Origin of the sequence: uncultured Roseicyclus sp., from assembly GCF_937892565.1 — a bacterium.
Classification (GTDB): Bacteria; Pseudomonadota; Alphaproteobacteria; order Rhodobacterales; family Rhodobacteraceae; genus Roseicyclus.
Genome location: NZ_CALAHQ010000091.1, coordinates 16,312 through 37,669, shown reverse-complemented (window position 1 = coordinate 37,669; position 21,358 = coordinate 16,312). Strand labels below are relative to the sequence as shown.

Sequence of the window (21,358 nt, the reverse complement as noted above, 5' to 3'; positions counted from 1 at the left end):
CCGCGCCCCCGCCCCGTGATAGCAGGGCGCGCGCGCGCTCACAAGACATTGACCACAAGCGGCCCGCGGGCCTAACTCGGACCATGAGCTTTGCATCCCGACTGACCTGTCATCCGCTGCCCCATCACCGCGACCGTGCCGCCGAAGGCTGGGCCGCGTTGCACGCAGTTGCCCCGGAATTTCGGCCGCTGATCGAAGGCACGGCCGGATCGTCGCCCTTTCTTGGTGGTCTGATCCGGCGCGAGGCGGCGTGGCTGTCCGAGGCTCTGAACATCGCCCCCGAAACCACCATCGCCGCCCTGATAGACGAAGCCGCAACGCTTTCGCCCGCCGATCTGGACAGCGGCCTGAGGCGGCTCAAGCGGCGCGCGGCGCTGATCGTGGCGTTGGCCGATCTGGGCGGGGTCTGGCCGCTGCACAAGGTCACGGGCGCCCTGACGGATTTTGCGGATGCCTGTCTGCAGGCATCGCTCGTTACCCATGTCGCGCTTGAGGCGCGGCGCGGCAAGATCCCCGGCATGACCGAGCAAGACGCCCATGATTCCGGCGCGGGCATGGTGGTGCTGGCCATGGGCAAGATGGGGGCGGGGGAATTGAACTATTCCTCCGACATCGACCTGATCTGTTTTTTTGATGATGAGCGCTTCGACGCGGCCTGTGCGATGGACGCGCGCGCAGGTTTCATCCGCGCGACCCGCCGCATGGCCGCCACCTTGTCGGACACCACCGCCGAAGGCTATGTGTTTCGCACCGATCTGCGGCTCAGGCCCGATGCGGGGGCAACGCCTGTGTGCATCTCGCTGACGGCGGCCGAACGCTATTACGAAGCCGAAGGCCGCAGTTGGGAACGCTCGGCCTATATCAAGGCGCGGCCGGCCGCGGGCGATATCGCGGCGGGGGAGCGGTTTCTGGACACGCTCAGCCCCTTTGTCTGGCGGCGGCATCTGGATTTCTCGATGGTGCAAGATACCGTTGATATGCGCCAAAAGATACGTGACCACAAAGGGCTGCATGGTGACCTTAAACTTGAGGGTCACAATATGAAACTGGGCGTGGGTGGCATCCGCGAGATCGAGTTCTTTGCCCAGACCCGGCAACTTGTGGCCGGTGGGCGCGATCCCTCGCTGCGGTCGCGGCGCACGGTCGAGGCATTGTCTGCACTGGCGCATGCGGGATGGATCGAAGACGCCGTGGCCGCCGAATTGTCCGATCACTACGCCCATCACCGTGAAATCGAGCATCGCGTGCAAATGATCGACGATGCCCAGACCCATGATCTTCCGAAATCCGCCGACGGGTTTGACCGACTGGCGCGGCTTTGCGGCACCGATGACACGGCCGCTTTTCGCGCCGCGCTGACCGGCCGGTTGCGCCGGGTTGAGGAGATCTGTGGCGATCTGTTCCAACCGGGCCGGGGTGGCGCTGCGCGTGCCATCGACATCCCCCCCGAACAGGCCGAGATCGTCGCGCGCTGGCCCAATTATCCCGCGCTGCGATCCGAGCGTGGGCATGCGATTTTCGAGCGCCTCAAGCCCGATCTGCTGCGCCGCTTTCAAAGGGCTGCCCGCCCCGATGAAGCCTTGTTGAATTTCGACAGCTTCCTCAAGGGCTTGCCCGCTGGCGTTCAATTGTTTTCGCTGTTCGAGGCCAATCCGTCTCTGGTTGATCTGATCGTCGACATTTGCGCCACCGCGCCGGGGTTGTCGCGGTATCTGTCGCGGCATTCGGGCGTGCTCGATGCGGTTCTCGATGGGCGGTTCTTTGCAGCCTGGCCCAGCGCCGAGGCGTTGATGCAAGACGTGTCGCGCGCGCTGATGGGCCGGTCCTATGAGCAGCAACTCGATCAGGCGCGGCGCTGGCAGAAGGAATGGCATTTTCGCATCGGCGTGCATCAGCTGCGCGGGTTGATCACCGAAGAGGAGGCGATGGGCCAGTATACCGATCTGGCGCAAACGGTGCTCAGCGCACTCTGGCCGGTGGTCTGCGCCGAGATTGCCCGCCGCCATGGCTCGGCGCCGGGTCTGGGCGGGGTGGTGTTGGGAATGGGCAGCCTTGGGTCGGGTCGGATGAGTGCGGGTTCGGATCTGGATCTGATCGTGATCTATGACCCCGCAGATGCCGAGCTGAGCCTTGGATTGCGGCCGCTTGATCCGCGTGGCTGGTATGCCAAGGCGACCAAGGCGCTGATCACCGCGCTGTCGGCGCCGACGGCGGCGGGCACGCTCTATGCTGTCGACATGCGCTTGCGGCCTTCGGGGCGGCAAGGGCCGGTGGCAACCTCGATCACCGCCTTCGAGGCCTATCAACGCGACGAGGCATGGACGTGGGAACATATGGCGCTGACGCGGGCGCGGCCCATGGCGGGGGATGAGGCCCTATGCGCGCGCGTCGAAGCGATCCGCCGCGCCGTGATCGCCACCAAGGCGGATGCGTCCAAGGTGCGGACGGATGCGGCCGACATGCGGGGCAGGCTGGCCGCAGCGGGCCGGGCGGGCAGCACATGGGCGGTCAAGGACGGGCCGGGCGCCTTGCAGGATATCGAGCTTTTGGGTCAGGCGGTGGCCCTTGCCGCCGGTGTGGCGGATCGCGCCACGGCCGACCAGCTGGCCCATGCGCCGGGGCTGGGGTGGCTGGATGTCGACCAGACCCATGCGCTGATTGCGGCGCATGGGCTGTTTGCCCGTGTCTTGGCCGCATCCCGGCTTTTGACCGACGAGGGCCTTGATCCTGCGGCCATTGGCGCGGGGGGGCGGGATTTTCTGGTGCGTGTCGCGGATGCGCCTTCGGCTGACGCGCTTGCGTTGCAACTGGATCAGACACGGGCCTATACCGCCTGGACCATCGACGCCGTTTTCGGCCCCATCCCCCGTCAGGAGGCACCATGAGCCCCGCCAAGCCGCCCGCCGATCCGCTGGACCCCAAGGGGTTGATGCGCGAATCCTTTCGCATCGATGGCATCACCGAGGCGGAATGCCGATCGATCTTTGTCGACTGGGCCCTGAGCCTTGATGCCAGCGCGCCGCGCCCTGCGATCGAGGCCCTGCTTGTGCGCCATGCCGGCCAGCCCGCCGATCACCCGATGTTGGGCGTGCTGCGCGAAGGGCTTGCCGATGCCCCGCGCCCCACACGCCGGGGTGGTCGCGCGGCGCGGGTGGCCGAGGTCTGAGTGCCGGTCGCTAATCGCGCGGCTTGTTGCCATGCGTGCCGCGCTCGCGATAGGGCGTGGTCGAATAATGCGCGCGGTAGCATTTCGAAAAATGCGACGGTGAGGCGAAACCGCAGGCGAGCGCCACATTGATCACGCTCATGTCGGTCTGCATCAACAGGTTGCGCGCCTTGCCCAAGCGCAGTTCCATGTAATAGCGCTTGGGGCTGCGGTTGAGATAGCGGCGAAACAACCGCTCGAGCTGCCGGGTGGACATGCCCACATCCTTGGCAAGGGTGGCCGGGCTGATCGGTTCTTCGATGTTTTGTTCCATTATGCGGATGACCTGCCCCAGCTTGGGGTGGCGCACGCCGATGCGGGTGGGGATCGACAGCCGCTGGGTGTCCTGGTCGGTGCGGATCGATGTATAGATCAACTGATCGGCCACCAGATTGGCCAGATCCTCACCATGATCATCGGCGATGATCTTGAGCATCAGATCGATCGACGCGGTGCCGCCCGCGGTGGTGATGCGGTTGCCATCGATCACAAAGACCGATTTCGTCAGCGTCACATCGTCGAATTCCTCGATGAAGCTGTCCTGGTTTTCCCAATGGATGGTGGCGCGCTTGCCGTCGAGCAACCCCGCCTTGGCCAGCGTGTAGCCGGCCGTGCAAAGCCCGCCGATCACCGCGCCCTTGCGCGCTTCGCGGCGCAACCAGCTGATCACCTTTTTGGTGGTGGCAGAGGCCACATCGATGCCGCCGCACACCAGCACGATGTCATCGCGCCCGATCTCGGGCAGGTCGGCATCTAGCTTGAAGCCGATGCCGGCCGAACACCAGGCCACATCGCCGCCTTCGCCCGCCAGCGTCCAGGTATAAAGCGGGCGACCCGACATGCGGTTTGCAATCCTGAGCGCTTCGACCGCGCTGGAAAAACACAGCATGGTGAATTGGTCGAGCAATATGAAAACGTATTGCCGCGTGGCTGCGTGGTCTGGCATGTGTGGGTCTCGATGTGTCGCAACGCGGCAGCAACATGGCGCGCGTGGCGCGAGCGAAAGCAGCTTTTTTGACCATGTGCAATCCCCGCTTGCGGTGATTTAAGGCATTGGAAGGCCCGCTTGCCCGGCCTATAAGCAGCGCCCATGAGATCTTGACTGGAGACACAGTGCCATGACCCGAGCGACCGCAGCGGCCTGGACGAAAACCGACTGGCGCGCAAAGCCGCGCGTGCAGATGCCCAGCTATCCCGATCCGGTGGCACTTGGTGCGGCCGAAGCGCAGTTGTCGAAATACCCGCCGCTGGTTTTCGCAGGCGAGGCGCGGCACCTGAAAAAGCAGCTGGCCGCCGCGGCGCGGGGCGATGCGTTCTTGCTGCAGGGGGGCGATTGCGCCGAAAGCTTCGCGGAATTCTCGGCCGACAACATCCGCGACACCTTCAAGGTGATGCTGCAGATGGCGATGGTGCTGACCTATGGCGCCAAGGTTCCGGTGATCAAGGTGGGCCGTGTCGCGGGCCAGTTCGCCAAGCCGCGTTCGGCGCCGACCGAGATTGTGGGCGGCATCGAGATGGACAGCTACAAGGGCGACATCATCAACGATATCGCCCCCACGCCGCAGGCGCGTATCCCCGACCCGTCGCGGATGCTGCAGGCCTATACTCAGGCCGCGGCCTCGCTCAACTTGTTGCGTGCGTTTTCGACGGGGGGCTTTGCCGATATCCACCGCGTGCACAGCTGGACGCTTGGCTTCACCGATCACGAGGACGCCGACAGATACCGCGACATGGCCAACCGGATTCAGGACAGCCTCGATTTCATGGCCGCCGCGGGCCTGACCGGTGAGACCAATCACGAACTCAGCACGGTTGATTTCTATACCAGCCACGAAGCGCTGTTGCTCGAATACGAAGAGGCGCTCTGCCGCGTCGACAGCACCACGGGCAAATGGCTGGCAGGGTCCGGCCACATGATCTGGATCGGGGACCGCACCCGCCAGCCCGATGGCGCGCATGTCGAATTTTGCCGGGGCGTGCAAAACCCCATCGGCCTGAAATGCGGACCCAGCACCACCGAGGAGGACCTCAAGGTGCTGATGGCGCGTTTGAACCCCGAAAATGAACCGGGCCGTCTGACGCTGATTGCGCGCTTTGGGGCGGGCAAGGTGGGCGATCATTTGCCACGTCTCATCCGCACGGTGCGCGCCGAGGGCGCCAATGTGTTGTGGTCGTGCGATCCGATGCATGGAAATGTCATCAAATCCTCGACCGGATACAAGACGCGGCCCTTTGATGCCATCTTGCGCGAGGTGCAGGAATTCTTTGCCATCCACCGCACCGAAGGCACGGTTCCGGGGGGCGTTCATATCGAGATGACGGGCAGGGATGTGACCGAATGCACCGGCGGCATCCGCGCGGTCAGCGACGAAGATCTGTCCTCGCGCTATCACACCGCCTGTGATCCGCGGCTCAATGCCTCGCAATCGCTGGAACTGGCCTTTCTGGTGGCCGAGGAATTGCACAGCAGCCGTCAGGCGCTCCGCGCGGCCGTCTGAGGCGGCGCGCCTTGGTGTGGGTGCCTGACGCCAAGCCGTTTTTCCTGCGGCTTGGCCGCCATGCTTGCCTTGGACCGGGGCCGCATATCCAGCCCGGCGGGGCAATCCATCTAGGGGCGGGGGGATCGGGCCTTGGTTGACCAGAACGCAAGCGGGACCATCACCTCGATGACCGGGTTTGCCGCCATGGACGGTGGCGATGGGCAGGGGCTTGGCTGGAATTGGGACCTTCGCTCGGTCAATGCGCGGGGGCTTGATCTGCGGCTGCGCCTGCCCGAGGGGATGGGCGCGCTGGAGGCCCCCTTGCGGCGGCTCTTGTCCGAGGCCGTGACGCGCGGCGCGGTCACGCTGTCGCTGAAGCTGGCGCGCAGTGCCGGCGTGCTGGGCGGGGGTGATGAGCAGCGGTTGCAAGCGGCACTGGACCAGATCGCGCGCCTTCAGGTGATGGCGGATGCGCAAGGGATCATCTTGGCGCCCCCAACTGCCGCCGAAATCCTGGCGCTGAAGGGGGCGACCGAGGCTGGCGAGGGGGCGGCGGGCCTGCCTGATCCCGACCGGCTTATGGCCGAAGCCGGGGAATTGATTGGCGCCTTCAACAAGATGCGCCGGGCCGAAGGGGCGGCGGTTGGCGTTGTTCTTTTGGCTCAGATCGACAAGCTGGCCGCCTTGACCGAGGCGGCAGCACAAGCCGCACAAGCGCGCGGCGCATCGCATGCCGCCCGGATGCGCGCGGCACTGGCGGCGCTGCTTGATCAGACCGATCTGGATGAGGCGCGCTTGCTTCAGGAAATGGCGATTTTGGCGCTCAAGACCGATGTGACAGAAGAAATCGACCGCCTGCGCGCCCATGTGGGGGCCGCGCGCGATCTTTTGGCCCAAGGCGGCGCGGTGGGGCGCAAGCTGGATTTCCTGATGCAGGAATTCAATCGCGAGGCCAATACCTTGTGTTCCAAGGCGCAAGACGGCGCGCTGACGGCGCTCGGGCTTGACCTGAAACTGGTCATCGACCAGACCCGCGAACAGGTTCAGAACGTGGAGTGATGATGCATAGCGCCCATCCGGTGGCCCGCCGCGGTCTGTTGATCATTCTGTCTTCGCCATCGGGCGCGGGGAAATCGACATTGGCGCGCCGTCTGATGGCATGGGACCCAAGCTTGCGCTTTTCGGTGTCGGCCACCACGCGCGCCCCGCGCAGCGGTGAGCAGGACGGGGTGCATTACCATTTTCTGTCCGAGACCGATTTCAAGGGGTTGGTGGCCGAGGGCGCGATGCTGGAACATGCGCATGTTTTTGGCCATTTCTACGGCTCGCCCATGGCACCTGTGCGCACGGCGATCGAGGCGGGAAGCGATGTCTTGTTCGACATCGACTGGCAAGGTGCCCAGCAGATCCGCAATTCCGCGTTGGGGCGCCATACATTGTCCATCTTCATCCTGCCGCCCTCGATCCCCGAATTGCGCCGCCGTCTGGTTACGCGGGGTCAGGACGGCCCCGAGGTGATCGCCCGGCGCATGCAAAAAAGCTGGGACGAGATCAGCCATTGGGACGGGTATGATTACGTGCTCGTCAATGATGACGTGGACGAAACCTTTGCCCGGCTGGCCACGATCATCACCGCCGAACGATTGCGCCGGGAACAACAGCCGGGCCTGGCTGACCATGTGCGCCGCCTGCAACAGGAATTCGAGGAGGGTCATGGATGATCTATGCATTGGACGGGGTCGCCCCCGAGATCGACGCCGACACATGGATCGCGCCCGGCGCCCATGTGATGGGGCGCGTGGTGCTGGAGGCGGGCGCAAGCCTTTGGTTCGGTGCCTGTCTGCGCGGCGACAATGAGGAAATCCGCGTGGGCGCGGGCTCGAACGTGCAGGAAAACTGCGTGTTTCACACCGACATGGGCTATCCGATCCGCATCGGCGTCAATTGCACCATAGGTCACAAGGCGATGCTGCATGGTTGCATCATCGGCGATGGTTCGCTGGTCGGCATGGGTGCCACGATCCTGAACGGCGCGATGATCGGCCGGGGCTGTCTGATCGGCGCGGGCGCCCTGATCCCCGAAGGCAAGGTCATCCCCGACGGCAGTCTGGTGATGGGGATGCCCGGCAAGGTGGTGCGCGCGCTTGATGCCACGGCTCAGGAACGGCTTTTGGCCTCGGCCGCCCATTACCGCGACCGGATGCGCCGGTTTCGCACGGGCCTGGTCGCGCTTTGATCGCCATGCCGTGCTTGCATCCGGTGGCGTAGCCCCGTTGGGACAAGCGGCGCGGTCAATTCGTTGACAGCGACACCCCATCCGCGCGCGCGACGTAGTTGATCGTCAGATCAAGCGGCGTGGCGGTGGCGTGAAGGGCGGCAAATTGCACCTCGGCCGGGCGCAGCGGGCGGCCGGCCGCGTTCATGCCGAAATGCAGCACCGACCACAGGGCCGGATCGACCGCCACGCGCGGGGCCTGCGCATCCAGACGGATATGCCCGCCCGCGTCTTGCGACAGGGTTACCTCGCCGCCCATGGGAAGCGCCGATTCCGCGCAAAGCAGCATCAGATACCCCAATTTGACCCGCAAGCGGGGCAGATCGCCGCCTGCTGTCCAACTGACCTGAAGGCGCCCGCTTTGCCACGGGGCTTGCGCCGTGGCCCGGGCTTCGCGCGCGCTCAAGGTCTGGTTGGCGCCAGCGCCGCCGAATGCGATGCGCAAAAAGCGCAGCCGCGCCTGTGCGTCGCGCACCGCGTCGCGGATCAATTCCATCTCGGGGCCGCGGGCTGAACCGGTCATCTCGATCAATTCGACCCCGTTGCCGATTGCCCCCAGCGGGTTTACGAGATCATGGCAAAGCCGCGAGCTGATCAATTCGGCAAGCGTGCGCTGGCTCTGGGGGGCTTGATCCATCATGAAGGTGACCTTTCCATGCAAGATGATCTGAGCACGATCCTTGAGCCGGGCATGTTCGTGCGCGCGCTCGACCAACCCGATTGGGGGTTGGGACAGGTGCAGTCGAATGTCGGCGGCAAGATCACGGTGAATTTCGAAAACCAGGGCAAGCTGGTGCTGGAGGCACGCCATATCCGGCTGCAGATCGAATACCGTGTCTGAATCATCATTGTCCTCGCACCGTCCAAAACGTGCCAAAGGCTAGGTCGCGCCAGTTAAGATCAGTTTAACGCCATCCACAGGCCTGCGCGCAATCCCACGGCAGTTTGCAAGCGCCCTCTGGCCTGCTAAAGGCCAAAGCGCCAAGGCCGGGGTCAGGGGCGCGCCCTTACATGCAGATCGACGACAGCCATTTCCAGCTACGCCTTGCCGCCAGCGCGCAGGATCTGCACGCGGCGCAGCGCCTGCGCTATGCGGTCTTTGTCGATGAGCTTGGGGCCGATGGGCCGATGGTCGATCATGTCGCCCGCCGGGAAGTGGATCGCTTTGACGCGTTTTTTGATCACCTCCTGCTGATTGATCGGCGCAAGCCCGAGGATCAATCGGTGGTCGGTGTCTATCGCGTGATGACGCAATCCGGGGCGGCGGCGGCCGGGCAATTCTATTCCGAACAGGAATATGATCTCGGGCCGCTGCGCAGATCGGGGCGGCGGCTGCTGGAACTGGGGCGGTCCTGTCTGCATCGTGACTATCGTGGCGGCACCGCGATGATGCATCTATGGGCGGGGCTGGCCGACTACATCGCCGCCCATCGGATCGAGGTGATGTTTGGTGTGGCCAGCTTTCAGGGGCTTGATCCCGCGCCGCTGGCGGGGCCCTTGTCGCTGTTGCATCACCGGCATCTGGCGCCGCCCGAATTGCGCCCGGTGGCGCGCAGCGCGGGATTTCAGCGCATGGATCTGATCGCCCAGAGCGAACTGGATCGGCCGACGGCCATCCGCGAGATCCCGGCGCTGATCAAGGCCTATCTGCGGCTGGGGGGATTTGTGGGGCAGGGCGCCTATTGCGACCGCGCCTTCAACTGCATTGATGTCTGTCTGGTGATGGATGTCGCCCGGATCCCCGACAAGGCGCGCGCCATCTATCAAAGGGGCGGTGCGACATGAGCCAGACATGGCATGGGCTGGAGGAACCCGCACCGCGCGTGCTGGGACCAGCCGATTGGCTGCGCGTGGGTCGGCGGGGCGGGGCGCTTTTGGTGCTGTTGGTGGTGTGTTTTCCGCTGCTGTTGATCTTGCGCCTGCCCGAGCGGTTGATCTTTGGCCTTGATCGACCCGTTACGCCGATGATCACGCAATTTGTTTGTGTGATGTCATGCCGCGTGCTGGGGCTGGCGCGGTGGATGCGGGGGCGACCCATGCGACAGCCCGGGGCCTATGTGGCCAATCATGTCAGCTGGCTGGACATCTTTGTGCTGAACGCAGGCAAGCCGCTTTATTTCGTGGCCAAATCCGAGGTGGCGGGCTGGCCGGGCATCGGTTGGCTGGCGCGCGGCACAGGCACGGTGTTCATCGCCCGCGATCCGCGACAGGCCGCATCCCAGACGCGGCTTTTCGAGGACCGGCTGCGCGCGGGCCACAGGCTGTTGTTCTTCCCCGAAGGCACATCGACCGACGGGCGGCGGGTCTTGCCCTTCAAGTCAACGCTTTTTCAGGCATTTCGGTCCGACCGCTTGCGCGATGTGATGTGGATCCAGCCCGTGACGCTGGTCTATCGCGCGCCCGAGGGGGAGGATGGGGTGTTTTATGGCTGGTGGGGCGACATGGCATTGGCACCCGCCATCCTGTCGGTTCTGGCCGCCCCGCGACAAGGCGGGGTCGAGGTGATCTATCACACGCCCCTCAGGGTCGCCGATTTTCCCGACCGCAAGACCTTGGCCGCCATGGCCGAAGCCGAGGTGCGCGGCGGTCTGCCGCCCGAGATCCGCGCCTAAAGCGCGGTCCAGCCGCCATCCACGCTGATCGTGGTGCCGGTGATCTGGGCTGCGGCATCGGAACACAGGAACACGGCCGTACCGCCCATCTGTTCGACGGTGGCGAAATCGCGCGAGGGCTGGCGCGCCAGCATCACCTCGCGCACGACGGTATCGCGGTCCATGCCATGGGTTTTCATTTGATCGGGGATCTGCGCCTCGACCAGCGGTGTCAGCACATAACCGGGACAGATCGCATTGGCGGTGATCGGTTCCTCGGCGGTTTCCAGCGCGGTCACCTTGGTCAGGCCCACGATCCCATGCTTGGCCGCCACATAGGCGGATTTGAAAGGGCTGGCGGTCAGGCCATGGGCCGAAGCGATGTTGATCACCCGGCCCCATCCCGCCGCCCGCATCATCGGCAGGGCGGCAGCGGTGGTGTGAAAGGCGGAACTCAGATTGATGGCGATGATGGCATCCCATTTCTCGACCGGGAATACGGGGATCGGGGCGACATGCTGGATGCCGGCGTTGTTGATCAAGATATCACAGGCACCGGCCTGTGCGATCAGCCCACGGCAGTCGGCGGGGTTGGACATGTCGGCACGGATATAACGCGCGCGCACGCGAAACTCCGCGGCCAGCGCTGCGGCCAGCGCGTGATCCTCGGCCCGGTCGGAAAAGGAATTCAAGACCACATCAGCCCCGGCACGCGCCAGTTCACGCGCCACGCCCAAGCCGATGCCCGAATTCGATCCGGTGATGATGGCGGTCTTGCCCGACAGGCTGGTCGTGATGGCCATGATTTCGCGGTTCCTTTGGTCAAGCTGTTGTCATGCCTGCAAGCTAACCGCTGGATGACCCACAGAACAGCGCCAAGAAGCCCGCGCCACGCCAAAAAAAACGCCGGCGCAAGGCCGGCGTCCAGTTATTGAGGCAGGTTTCATACAGGCAAGAAACCTATCGAGCAGTGCGTTAGACATAGGCAAAAGGTCGGCTGATGTCCAACCCAAAAGTTGCCTTGCCGTTCCCGAAAAGATAGCCTGCCCCCATTGGCCTTGGAGACAGAGGGGATGTATCGGGCATGACGACACCGTTTTTCGCGCGACTGGCAGGTGCCATGGCCCTGTCTGTGGTGCTGTCTGGGGCAGGTATGGCGCAACCGATGCATGGCATCGCAATGTATGGTGCGCCGGCTCTGCCGCCTGATTTCACCCATTTGCCCTATGCAAACCCGGATGCACCCACGGGCGGGCGGATCGTCACGGGTGAAACGGGCAGCTTCGACAGCCTCAACCCGCATATCCGCGAAGGGTCGGTGCCGTGGCAATTGCGGCTTTTGGCCTACGAATCGCTCTTGGGCCGGTCATGGGACGAACCCTTTACGCTCTATGGTCTTTTGGCCGAATCGGTCGCGGTCGCCCCCGATCATGCTTGGGTGGAATTCACCTTGCGCCCCGAAGCGCGGTTTTCGGACGACAGCCCGGTGAGCGTGGACGATGTGATCTGGTCCATGGAAACCTTGGGCACCATCGGTCATCCCCGCTATCTCAATGCCTGGACCCGCGTGTCCGGCATTGCGGCGGTGGGCGAGCGCACTGTGCGCATCACCTTCAGCGAGCCCGACCGCGAATTGGCCATGATCATGGGTCTGCGCCCGATCCTCAAGGCGGGGCAATGGGATGGGGTGGATTTCACCCAATCGGGGCTTAACGTGATCCCCATCGCCTCGGCGCCTTATGTGGTGGATGAATTCGAGGCGGGCCGCTTTGTCAGTCTGCGCCGCAATCCCGATTACTGGGGCCGCGATCTGCCGTTTCGGCGCGGCACCAATGTGATCGACGAGGTGCGGATGGAATTCTTTGCCGATGGCACCGCGATGTTCGAGGCCTTTACGGCCGGTATCTTGTCGACCATGCGCGAAACCTCGGCGCAAGCCTGGGCCACCAATTACGATTTCCCCCGGGTGCGCTCGGGCGAGGTGTTGCTGGCCGAGGTGCCGCATCAACGCCCCTCGGGGATGACGGGGTTGGTGATGAACACGCGGCAGGCGGCCTTTGCCGATTGGCAGGTGCGCGAAGCGATGATCCAGGCCTTTCCGGCTGAATTCATCAACCAGACGCTCAATGGCGGGGTTGATCCGCGCATCACCTCCTATTTTGCCAATTCGCCGCTTTCCATGCAGCCCGGCCCGGCCGAGGGGCGGGTGGCAGAATTCCTCGCGCCCTTTGCGGCCGATCTTTTGCCCGGAACGCTTGAGGGCTATGTGATGCCCGTCTCGGACGGGACCGAGCGCAATCGCGGCGGCATCGCGGCAGCGCTGGCGGCGCTTGAGGCGGCGGGATACACCGTTCAGAACGGGGTGATGACCACGCCCGAGGGCACGCCCTTTGCCTTTGAGATCTTGCTGCAAACCGGGTCGGCCGAAAACGACGCAATCCTCAACATCTATTCCGAGGCGCTGACCCGTCTGGGCATTGCCGTCGATGTCACGCGCGTGGATGCCGCCCAGTTCCGAGAACGGCGCGACGCCTTCGATTTCGACATGGTCTATGAACGCTATGGCCTGTCGCTGAGCCCCGGGAACGAACAATACAGCTATTGGGGCTGCGACACGCGCGACACGCAAGGGTCGCGCAATCTGATGGGGGCCTGTCATCCCGCAATCGAGGCCATGATCGGGCGGATGCTGACGTCGGACAGCCAGGATGATTATGTGGCCGCCGTGCGCGCGCTGGATCGCGTCTTGACCGCCCAGCGGTATGTCGTGCCGTTCTTCCACAACCCGGTCAGCCGGATCGCCCATTCCGCCGAATTGCGCTTTCCGGATGTGATCCCGATCTATGGCGACTGGATCGGCTGGCAGCCCGATGTCTGGTGGGTCCAGCCCTGAGCGGCGCCTGAGGGTCCGGGTGATGTGACCGGGCCCGATACAAAGGCAAACTTGACCGGGGCGGTGCCGCAGGGTGCCGCCCTTTTTGCGCGCCCTGGCCGACCGCGACGCATGGTCTGAAAACGGCGCATGGCCCTGTCGGTTCCGGGCGCGACTGGATGCTGGGGCCGGGTGCAGATGGCCGCGCTGATCACGTTCAGGGGGACCATCATGCGCTACGCGACCGGTGTGGGGCTGGCGGTTCTGGCCACGTGCCTGTGGTCGTTGCATGGGCTGATCTTTCGCCAGATCGACAGCGCCGAGGCGTGGGCGGTATTGTTCTGGCGGTCTGTCGGCATGGTGCCTGTCATTGCGGGTTTTGTGATGTGGCGCGCGCGGGGGCGGGTGATTGCCGCCTGCACGGCGATGGGCGGGGCGGGGGTGGTCGGCGGTCTGGGGCTGATCCTTGCCTTTGGTGGGGCGATCTATGCCTTTCAATCGACCACCATCGCCAATGCGGTGTTCCTGTTTTCGGCATCCCCTTTCCTGACGGCGCTTTTGGCTTGGGCCGTTTTGGGCGAACGGGTTCGGCGGCGGACATGGGTGTCGATCGCCGTGGCGATGTTCGGCATTGTGGTCATGGTGCAAGGCGGGCTGGCGGGTGGGGCATTGCCGGGCAACATCGCCGCGCTGATCAGTGCGGTTGGCTTTGCGGTCTTTACCGTCATCCTCAGGCAGAGCGCGCTCGCCGATCCCATGCCCATCGTGCTGTTGGGTGGCGTGCTCAGTGCACTGGCGGGCTTTGCCATGACGTCGGTGACGGGTGCGGCGCTGCTGGTGCCATGGGCCGATGTGGCGTGGTCGATGGGCATGGGCGCGGTGACGCTGGCGGGCGGCATGGTGCTTTACACCATCGGCAGCCGGGTGGTGCCCGCCGCCGAATTGACCCTGATATCGCTTCTGGAGGTGATGTTGGCGCCGCTTCTGGTCTGGCTGGTCTTGGGTGAAACGGCCAGCCACGCGACCCTGATCGGTGGTGTCTTTGTGTTGGGCGCGGTGTTGATGAATGCCACCGGACAGCCGCGCGCCACGCCGGTTGCACGCTGAACACGGAACGCCGGCGCGCGCTGACCTTGTCGTTATTGGGCGGCTGTCTTGTCCGGCCCCTCGATGGCGGCCTTGGCATCTTGACCGTTGGGATAGACCAGACCCGCCGAAATGATCAGCTTGGCCGCATCCTCGACCGACATGTCCAGAACGATCACATCCTTGCGCGGCAAGAACAGCAAGAACCCCGATGTCGGATTGGGTGTCGTCGGCATGAAGACCGAGATCATCTCTTCCGGGCCATGGCGGCGCGCGATCTCGCCCTTGGCGGTGGTCGAGATAAAGGCGATGGCCCAAACCCCCTTGCGCGGGTGCTCGATCAAACAGGCTTTCTCGAAATTCTGCTGTCCCTGTTGCAGCACCGTTTCCACGATCTGCTTGAGGCCCGAATAGAGCGAGCGGATCAGCGGAATGGACAAGACCACGCTTTCCGCCCAGCGGATCAGCGAACGCCCGATCAACCCCTTTGCGATCCAGCCCACCGCGATGGTAAAGATCAGGAATGTGGCCACGCCGATACCGCGAATATCGATCTCGATGCCGGTATGTTGGCGCAGCAGATAGGCGGGATTGTAGGCGTCGGGGATCAGCGGCAAGACCCAGCTGTCGATCCAGCCAATGAGCGACCAGATCAGCCAGACGGTAATCCCGATGGGCGCAATCACGATAAGCCCGGTCAGAAAGCTGGACCTGAGCGAGGCGAAAAGGCCCCGTTTGGGCGGTGGGAGTGTTTCGGGAAGTTTCATGCGCGTCGTCTCGTCCCGCACCGAAGCCAGATTGAGGGTTCCGTCATCTCGCGCCCTATGTATGCGCCGGCCCCAAAAGGCACAAGCGTGCCGTGATCACCCTTTGGCCAGTGCCCGTGCAATCGCGGCCCCAAGCCGGGCATTGTTCAGAACCAGCGCGATATTTGCTTCTAGCGTGCGGCCATGGCTCAACTCGAACAGACGTTGCAGCAAGAAGGGTGTGACCGCCTTGCCGGTGATCTGGCGTGCCTCGGCTTCGGCCTGTGCCTGTGCGATCAGGGGCGCGAGTGCTTCGGCGGAAATCTCGGCACTGGCGGGGATGGGATTGGCCACAAGCTGCCCACCCGGCAGCCCAAGCGCGCCACGCATGCTGTGAGACGCGGCGATCATTTCGGGGGCATCCATCCGCAAAGGGGCGTCCAGCCCGCTGTCGCGGCTCCAAAAGGCGGGAAATTGCGACTGGCCCACCGCGATCACCGGCACGCCCAGGGTTTCAAGCACCTCCAGCGTCTTGGGCAGATCGAGGATCGCCTTGGCGCCTGCCGCCACCACCGTTACCGGGGTTTGCGCCAGTTCCTGAAGATCGGCCGAGATGTCGAAACTGAGTTCGGCGCCGCGATGCACGCCGCCGATGCCGCCCGTGGCGAAGACGGCAATGCCTGCCCGCGCAGCACAGATCATGGTGGCCGCAACCGTGGTGGCGCCCGTGCCCTGTCGCGCCAGACAGACGGCCAGATCGGCGCGGCTCAGTTTCGCGACATCGCGCGCTTGCGCCAGCCGGTCCAATACCTCGGGTTCAAGGCCGATGCGGATCACGCCGGCGACGACCGCGATGGTGGCGGGCACAGCCCCCGCATCGCGCACCGCCGCCTCGACCGCGCGGGCGGTCTCGACATTTTGCGGCCAAGGCATCCCATGGGTGATGATGGTCGATTCCAAGGCCACAATCGGCGCGCCATCTGCATGTGCCGCCGCCACCTCGGGCGACATCACAAGGGGCAGGGAGGAGGATGGTGTCATGGATCAACTCCCGAGACATAGGCCGCGGCGGCCGCCACAGCGCGTTCCAGCGCCACTTGCGGGGCCGCGCCCGCGCGTTCGGCGGCAATATGCGCCGCCATGAAGGTATCGCCCGCCCCGGTGATGCGCCGCGCCTCGACCGGCGGGGGAATGGCGCTGATCTGGCCTGCGGCGGTTGCTTGCACCGCCATTTCGGCGCCGGCTGTCACCAGAACCCGCCGCGCCCCGGCCGCGATCAAGGCCTGCGCCGCGGCGGCGGCATTGGCGGGGCGGGTATCGGTCAGAATGCCCGCCTCTTCGCGGTTGACATACAGCGTCGCGTTGGGGTGGCAGAGCAGCGGGCGCAAGCGGTGGGCCTTGCCCGGGGAGGCGGGCGCGATCCTGAGGTCAGCCAGCACGAAAAGCGGGCTTTGGGCGATCTCGGCCAATAGCCCCTCGGTCAGATTGCCATCCAGCGCCACCAAACCCGCCCAGGGCGCGGCCGCTGATCCCAAACGCCCATCGGCCAGCGGCGCAAGAATGCGCGCGCCTGCGGCCTCGAGCGAATGGGCATCGGCCAGGGCGGCCACCAGCGCGCCTTGCGCTTCGATTGCCATGTATTGATCGGTCGGCAGATCGGCCGCGATCAACAGGGCATCGCACAGCAGACCCATCGCCTGACAACAGGCCCGCAATTCGCGCCCCGCCGCGTCATCGCCCACCACCGACACAAGCGCGGGCGCAACGCCAAAGCGCCGGATCATCATGGCGATGTTGAGCGCAACGCCACCCGGCCGCCGCAGGATGCGCCCCGGCTTGTCATTGCCCGGCATCATGTCCAGATCGGTGCGCCCGATGATGTCCCAAAGGACCGAACCGATGCACAAGATATCGGGTTTTGTCTGCATGATGCCGATGTAACCTTGGCCGCGGCATGCGTCCATCCTGCTTGTGCCTGCGCCACGCCGCTTGCGACCGGGTGCGCGACGGGACGGGGCAGGGCCTTGCCACCGACACGGGGCTTGCCAAGCCTGAGGAAACCCCATAAGGCGACGCTCACTTCACAGGCGAAGGCGGGCCTTCGGGGGAGACATCCCTGTTGCGTCCACCGGTTGGGGAAACCCTGAACCTTCGCCCCAGGCGCAAACCGGAAAGGAACACGACATGGCGCTTCCCGATTTTTCCGTGCGTCAGCTGCTTGAAGCTGGCGTTCACTTCGGCCACCAGACGCAACGCTGGAACCCACGCATGGCACCGTATATCTACGGTGAGCGTAACGGCATCCACATCCTTGATCTGACGCAGACCGCCGAGCTTTTGGAACAAGCGCTCAAGGTTGTGCGCGACACCGTCGCCAAGGGCGGTCGCATCTTGTTTGTTGGCACCAAGCGTCAGGCACAAAAGCCCGTCGCAGACGCCGCCGAACGCTGTGCGCAGTATTACATGAACCATCGCTGGCTTGGCGGCACGCTGACCAATTGGAAAACCGTTTCCAACTCGATCAGCCGCCTCAAGGAAATCGACGCGATGACGGCGCAGGGTCTGGATGGTCTGACCAAGAAAGAGCGTCTGGGCATGGAACGCGATCAGACCAAGCTTCAGGCTTCGCTCGGCGGCATCCGTGAAATGGGCGGCTTGCCCGACCTGATCTTTGTGATCGACGTGAACAAGGAAGACCTCGCCATTCTCGAGGCGCGCAAGCTGGGCATCCCGGTCGTGGCCGTGGTCGACACCAATTGCCCGCCCGAAGGCGTGGATTACATCATTCCCGGCAATGACGACGCAGCCCGCGCCATCACGCTTTATTGCGACCTGATCAGCCGTGCGGCCCTTGATGGCATGTCGGCGCAGCTCAAGACCGCCGGTGTCGATATCGGGGCCTTCGAAGATGCGCCCGTCGAAGAGACGCTGGTCGAAGATCTGGTCGCCGACGACGCCGTCGAAGACTGAAACCATTTGTCATCTGATTGACATGCGCGCAGGGCAAAGCCTTGCGCGCACCCCAAGACTTCAGGAGAACGCTCATGGCGATTACCGCTGCAATGGTGAAAGAACTGCGCGAAGCGACCAGCGCAGGCATGATGGATGCCAAAAAGGCATTGACCGAAACCAATGGTGATTTCGAGGCCGCGGTCGATTGGCTGCGCACCAAGGGTCTGGCCAAGGCCGCAAAGAAATCCGGCCGCACCGCCGCCGAGGGCCTTGTGGCCGCCGCCGTGTCGGGTGGTGTCGGCGTCGCGGTCGAAGTGAATTCCGAGACCGATTTCGTTGGCAAGAATGCCGAGTTTCAAGGCATGGTCGCAAGCATTGCCGATGCTGCCCTGGCCGTCGATGATCTGGCGGCGCTGAACGACGCGCAGATTGGCGGCACCCCGGTTGCGACGGTGATCACCAACGCCATCGCCAAGATCGGCGAAAACCTCGCGCTGCGCCGTATGGCCAAACTGACCGGCGAGACGGTCGTGTCCTATATCCACAATGCCGCTGCACCCGGAATGGGCAAGATCGGCGTTCTGGTGGCGATCAATGGCACAGATGATGCCTTTGCCCGTCAGGTTGCGATGCATGTCGCGGCCGTCAATCCCGCGGCACTCAACGAATCGGCGGTTGATCCGGCCATGGTTGCCAAGGAACGTCAGATCCAGATCGACATCGCGCGTGAATCGGGCAAGCCCGACGCCGTGATCGAGAAAATGATCGATGGCCGGATGAAGAAATATCTGGCCGACATCACCTTGGTCAATCAGGCCTTTGTGGTCAATCCCGACCTGACCGTGGGCGATGCCGCCAAGGCAGCCGGTGTCGAGATCACCGGATTTGTGCGCCTGGAAGTCGGTGAAGGCATTGAGAAAAAAGAAGAAAACTTTGCCGAAGAAGTGGCCAAAGTCGCCAAGGGCTAAACCGCTTTTTCCTGAAGAAGAACCAAGAAAACGGGGCAGGGGCGATCCTTGCCCCGTTTTTCATTGACACTATGGCCTGTTGAGATGCCCGTGCAGGGCGGACAAGGCCAACCGGTAGCCCGCCGCGCCAAACCCTTGGATCACGCCCACACAGACCGGTGCGATCAGTGACACATGGCGAAAGCTTTCGCGCGCATGGGTGTTGGACAGATGCAATTCCACCACGCTCAATTCGCTGGCCGTGATCGCATCGCGCAGCGCCACCGAGGTGTGCGTATAAGCGCCGGCGTTCAACACCACACCCGCCATGGTGCCACGCGCCGCGTGCAGATGATCGATCAGCGCGCCTTCGTGGTTGGATTGCGCACAGCTCACGCTCACGCCCAGCGTCTGACCATGCGCCACGCAATCGGCCTCGATCTGGGCCAAGGTGGTGCTGCCGTAAATCTTGGGCTCGCGCGTACCCAGAAGGTTCAGGTTGGGGCCGTTCAGAACAAGTAACTGCATGATGTCATCCTTTGGCGTGGACTATAGCCAGCAATTCAGCACCTGCGAAAGGGGCTTGTGCCACCGCGCAAGGATGGGCAGCAAAATGGCTTAATTTCAGATAGTTGCGAGTGATTGTGCATGTAATCTCTGGCGGGGACGCAAAGCTTCTATTCGGACTATTTAACATAATATAGATTACAGGATATTTGCTGATGCCAAATGGGGCGCGCGCCCCACAAGCACGCGTGGGCCCTAACCCAGCGCGTAGCCTGACCCGCGGACCGTGCGGATCGGATCGCCATGATCGCCCGCCTTGAGCGCCTTGCGCAGACGCCCGACATGCACATCCACCGTTCGGCTGTCGACATAGATGTCACGGCCCCAAACGCGGTCGAGCAATTGCTCGCGGCTCCAGACGCGGCCGGGGCGTTCCATGAAGGCGGTCAAAAGACGAAACTCGGTCGGCCCAAGGTTAAGCCGTTCACCTTGGCGATAGACACGATGCTCGGCCAGATCCATGAGGATATCGTCATATTCCAAGCGTTCCCCAACCGTGGCCGGACGCACCCGCCGCAGCTGGGTTCGCAGCCGCGCCAACAGCTCGGCCACGGAATAGGGTTTGGTGATGTAGTCATCCGCGCCGGTTTCCAGACCGCGGATCTTGTCCACCTCTTCCGAGCGTGCGGACAGCATGATGACCGGAATGCGCGCGGTCTCGGTGCTCATCTTGAGCTGGCGGCACACTTCGATGCCCGAGACATTTGGCAACATCCAATCCAGAACGATCACATCGGGCGGCGTTTCCCGCACCAAGACCAAAGCTTCGTCCCCGGCTTGGGCGCTGATGACCTGATAGCCTTCGGCCTGGATGTTATAGGCCAACACCTCGCGCTGCGCGGGTTCATCTTCGACGACAAGCACAAGTGGTTCGCCAGCCATGGCCCCTACCCCCCCCTGAATGTTCAGCGACCCTGCCCCGCGTCCAGCGCAGTTCGGTCATTTTTGGGGCGATCATCATCGGGCATACCGCCCGTCACCAGATAAATCACCTGTTCGGCGATGGATGTGACGTGATCACCCATGCGCTCGATGTTCTTGGCCATGAAATGCAGATGCATGCAGGTGGTGATGTTGCGCGGATCCTCCATCATGAAGGTCAGGTATTCGCGAAACAGGGCCGAATACATCTGATCGACATCGCGGTCGCGCGCGCGCACATCGGCGGCCAGGTCTGCGTCGCGCTGGATATAGGCATCAAGCGCGTCCTTGAGCATCAGTTCCACCTGACGGGCCATCCGCCTGAGCGAGGCGCCCGTGCCGTTTACGGGTGGCTGGTCAATGATGGTTTCGGTGCGCTTGGCGATGTTCTTGGCATAATCGCCGATCCGCTCCAGATTGGTGGAGACGCGAAACACCGTCAAAACCGTCCGAAGGTCTGATGCGATGGGCTGGCGTTGGGCGATGATGCGCGCGGCCTCGTTGTTGACCTGTTCTTCCAGCCGGTCGATGGCCACGTCTGCGCTGCGCACGGACCGGGCCAGTTCGGCGTCGCGCGTTTCCAGTGCCTCGGTGGCCTTGGCGATGGCTTCTTCAACCAGCCCGCCCATGCGCATGATCTGCGCCTGAATGCCCTCAAGGTCGCGATCAAAGCCTGTAACGATGTGTTCTGAACTCGGCATGGTTCCCCCCTGCCC

At 63.8% G+C, this 21,358-nt stretch carries 22 protein-coding genes; 13 read left to right on the top strand and 9 right to left on the bottom strand.

All coding sequences use genetic code 11. The features are described 5' to 3' along the window. Nucleotides 1-83: 83 nt before the first annotated feature. Nucleotides 84-2,885, top strand: coding sequence for a glutamine-synthetase adenylyltransferase (locus Q0094_RS12580; RefSeq protein WP_297620100.1), 2,802 nt, complete (start codon nt 84-86; stop codon nt 2,883-2,885). Then, nucleotides 2,882-3,166, top strand: a complete 285-nt coding sequence (locus Q0094_RS12575) for a hypothetical protein (protein WP_297620097.1) — start codon at nt 2,882-2,884, stop codon at nt 3,164-3,166. Before Q0094_RS12580 ends, Q0094_RS12575 begins: the two co-directional genes overlap by 4 nt. A 10-nt stretch (nt 3,167-3,176) precedes the next feature. On the opposite strand, the gene Q0094_RS12570 is transcribed toward Q0094_RS12575, so the two are convergent. After that, nucleotides 3,177-4,151, bottom strand: a complete 975-nt coding sequence (locus tag Q0094_RS12570; RefSeq protein ID WP_297620094.1) for a GlxA family transcriptional regulator — start codon at nt 4,149-4,151, stop codon at nt 3,177-3,179. A gap of 172 nt (nt 4,152-4,323) precedes the next feature. On the opposite strand from Q0094_RS12570, the gene Q0094_RS12565 reads away from it, so the two are divergent. From Q0094_RS12565 to Q0094_RS12550, 4 genes are all read left to right on the top strand, one after another. After that, nucleotides 4,324-5,703, top strand: a complete 1,380-nt coding sequence (locus tag Q0094_RS12565; RefSeq protein WP_297620091.1) for a class II 3-deoxy-7-phosphoheptulonate synthase — start codon at nt 4,324-4,326, stop codon at nt 5,701-5,703. A gap of 168 nt (nt 5,704-5,871) precedes the next feature. After that, entirely contained in the window at nt 5,872-6,744 is an 873-nt protein-coding gene (locus Q0094_RS12560) for a YicC/YloC family endoribonuclease (protein ID WP_297620088.1), read from the top strand. Beyond that, a complete protein-coding gene (gene gmk, locus Q0094_RS12555) occupies nt 6,744-7,406 on the top strand; it encodes a guanylate kinase (protein ID WP_297620085.1) in 663 nt (220 codons plus the stop codon). The genes Q0094_RS12560 and gmk overlap by 1 nt, the downstream gene beginning before the upstream one ends. After that, nucleotides 7,403-7,921: a gamma carbonic anhydrase family protein gene (locus Q0094_RS12550; protein WP_297620082.1), complete on the top strand. Its 519-nt coding sequence runs from the start codon at nt 7,403-7,405 to the stop codon at nt 7,919-7,921. The genes gmk and Q0094_RS12550 overlap by 4 nt, the downstream gene beginning before the upstream one ends. A gap of 55 nt (nt 7,922-7,976) precedes the next feature. Here the strand turns inward: Q0094_RS12550 and Q0094_RS12545 are convergent, their stop codons facing one another. Further along, nucleotides 7,977-8,600, bottom strand: coding sequence for a histidine phosphotransferase family protein (locus tag Q0094_RS12545; protein ID WP_297620079.1), 624 nt, complete (start codon nt 8,598-8,600; stop codon nt 7,977-7,979). A gap of 15 nt (nt 8,601-8,615) precedes the next feature. Here Q0094_RS12545 and Q0094_RS12540 point away from each other — a divergent pair, with 15 nt between their 5' ends. The 3 genes from Q0094_RS12540 (at nt 8,616) to Q0094_RS12530 (ending at nt 10,572) form a co-directional block, all read left to right on the top strand. Further along, nucleotides 8,616-8,801, top strand: a complete 186-nt coding sequence (locus Q0094_RS12540) for a DUF3553 domain-containing protein (protein ID WP_297620076.1) — start codon at nt 8,616-8,618, stop codon at nt 8,799-8,801. A gap of 170 nt (nt 8,802-8,971) precedes the next feature. Beyond that, complete coding sequence (locus Q0094_RS12535) at nt 8,972-9,745, top strand: GNAT family N-acyltransferase (RefSeq protein WP_297620073.1); 774 nt, start codon at nt 8,972-8,974, stop codon at nt 9,743-9,745. Further along, entirely contained in the window at nt 9,742-10,572 is an 831-nt protein-coding gene (locus Q0094_RS12530; RefSeq protein WP_297620070.1) for a 1-acyl-sn-glycerol-3-phosphate acyltransferase, read from the top strand. Before Q0094_RS12535 ends, Q0094_RS12530 begins: the two co-directional genes overlap by 4 nt. On the opposite strand, the gene Q0094_RS12525 is transcribed toward Q0094_RS12530, so the two are convergent. Beyond that, nucleotides 10,569-11,354, bottom strand: a complete 786-nt coding sequence (locus Q0094_RS12525) for a 3-hydroxybutyrate dehydrogenase (protein ID WP_297620067.1) — start codon at nt 11,352-11,354, stop codon at nt 10,569-10,571. The genes Q0094_RS12530 and Q0094_RS12525 overlap by 4 nt on opposite strands. 281 nt (nt 11,355-11,635) lie before the next feature. On the opposite strand from Q0094_RS12525, the gene Q0094_RS12520 reads away from it, so the two are divergent. Then, on the top strand, nt 11,636-13,444 hold the full coding sequence (locus Q0094_RS12520; protein ID WP_297620064.1) for an extracellular solute-binding protein: 1,809 nt from the start codon (nt 11,636-11,638) through the stop codon (nt 13,442-13,444). A gap of 210 nt (nt 13,445-13,654) precedes the next feature. Further along, nucleotides 13,655-14,530, top strand: coding sequence for a DMT family transporter (locus Q0094_RS12515; RefSeq protein ID WP_297620061.1), 876 nt, complete (start codon nt 13,655-13,657; stop codon nt 14,528-14,530). A gap of 32 nt (nt 14,531-14,562) precedes the next feature. On the opposite strand, the gene Q0094_RS12510 is transcribed toward Q0094_RS12515, so the two are convergent. From Q0094_RS12510 to Q0094_RS12500, 3 genes are all read right to left on the bottom strand, one after another. Next, nucleotides 14,563-15,276, bottom strand: coding sequence for a DUF502 domain-containing protein (locus tag Q0094_RS12510; protein WP_297620058.1), 714 nt, complete (start codon nt 15,274-15,276; stop codon nt 14,563-14,565). A gap of 96 nt (nt 15,277-15,372) precedes the next feature. Next, nucleotides 15,373-16,296, bottom strand: a complete 924-nt coding sequence (locus Q0094_RS12505) for a pseudouridine-5'-phosphate glycosidase (protein ID WP_297620055.1) — start codon at nt 16,294-16,296, stop codon at nt 15,373-15,375. Next, a complete protein-coding gene (locus Q0094_RS12500; RefSeq protein WP_297620052.1) occupies nt 16,293-17,183 on the bottom strand; it encodes a PfkB family carbohydrate kinase in 891 nt (296 codons plus the stop codon). The genes Q0094_RS12505 and Q0094_RS12500 overlap by 4 nt, the downstream gene beginning before the upstream one ends. A gap of 256 nt (nt 17,184-17,439) precedes the next feature. On the opposite strand from Q0094_RS12500, the gene rpsB reads away from it, so the two are divergent. Then, nucleotides 17,440-18,225, top strand: coding sequence for a 30S ribosomal protein S2 (gene rpsB, locus Q0094_RS12495; RefSeq protein ID WP_297620049.1), 786 nt, complete (start codon nt 17,440-17,442; stop codon nt 18,223-18,225). A 74-nt stretch (nt 18,226-18,299) separates the two neighbouring features. Next, nucleotides 18,300-19,175 carry a translation elongation factor Ts gene (gene tsf / locus Q0094_RS12490; protein ID WP_297620046.1) on the top strand — a complete coding sequence of 292 codons (876 nt, stop codon included), beginning with the start codon at nt 18,300-18,302 and terminating at the stop codon, nt 19,173-19,175. A 69-nt stretch (nt 19,176-19,244) separates the two neighbouring features. Here tsf and aroQ read toward each other — a convergent pair whose 3' ends face one another. From aroQ to phoU, 3 genes are all read right to left on the bottom strand, one after another. Further along, nucleotides 19,245-19,685, bottom strand: coding sequence for a type II 3-dehydroquinate dehydratase (gene aroQ / locus Q0094_RS12485; RefSeq protein WP_297620229.1), 441 nt, complete (start codon nt 19,683-19,685; stop codon nt 19,245-19,247). Between the two features lie 231 nt (nt 19,686-19,916). Continuing rightward, nucleotides 19,917-20,603, bottom strand: a complete 687-nt coding sequence (gene phoB / locus Q0094_RS12480) for a phosphate regulon transcriptional regulator PhoB (protein WP_297620043.1) — start codon at nt 20,601-20,603, stop codon at nt 19,917-19,919. Between the two features lie 23 nt (nt 20,604-20,626). Next, on the bottom strand, nt 20,627-21,343 hold the full coding sequence (phoU, locus tag Q0094_RS12475) for a phosphate signaling complex protein PhoU (RefSeq protein WP_297620040.1): 717 nt from the start codon (nt 21,341-21,343) through the stop codon (nt 20,627-20,629). Nucleotides 21,344-21,358 lie beyond the last annotated feature (15 nt).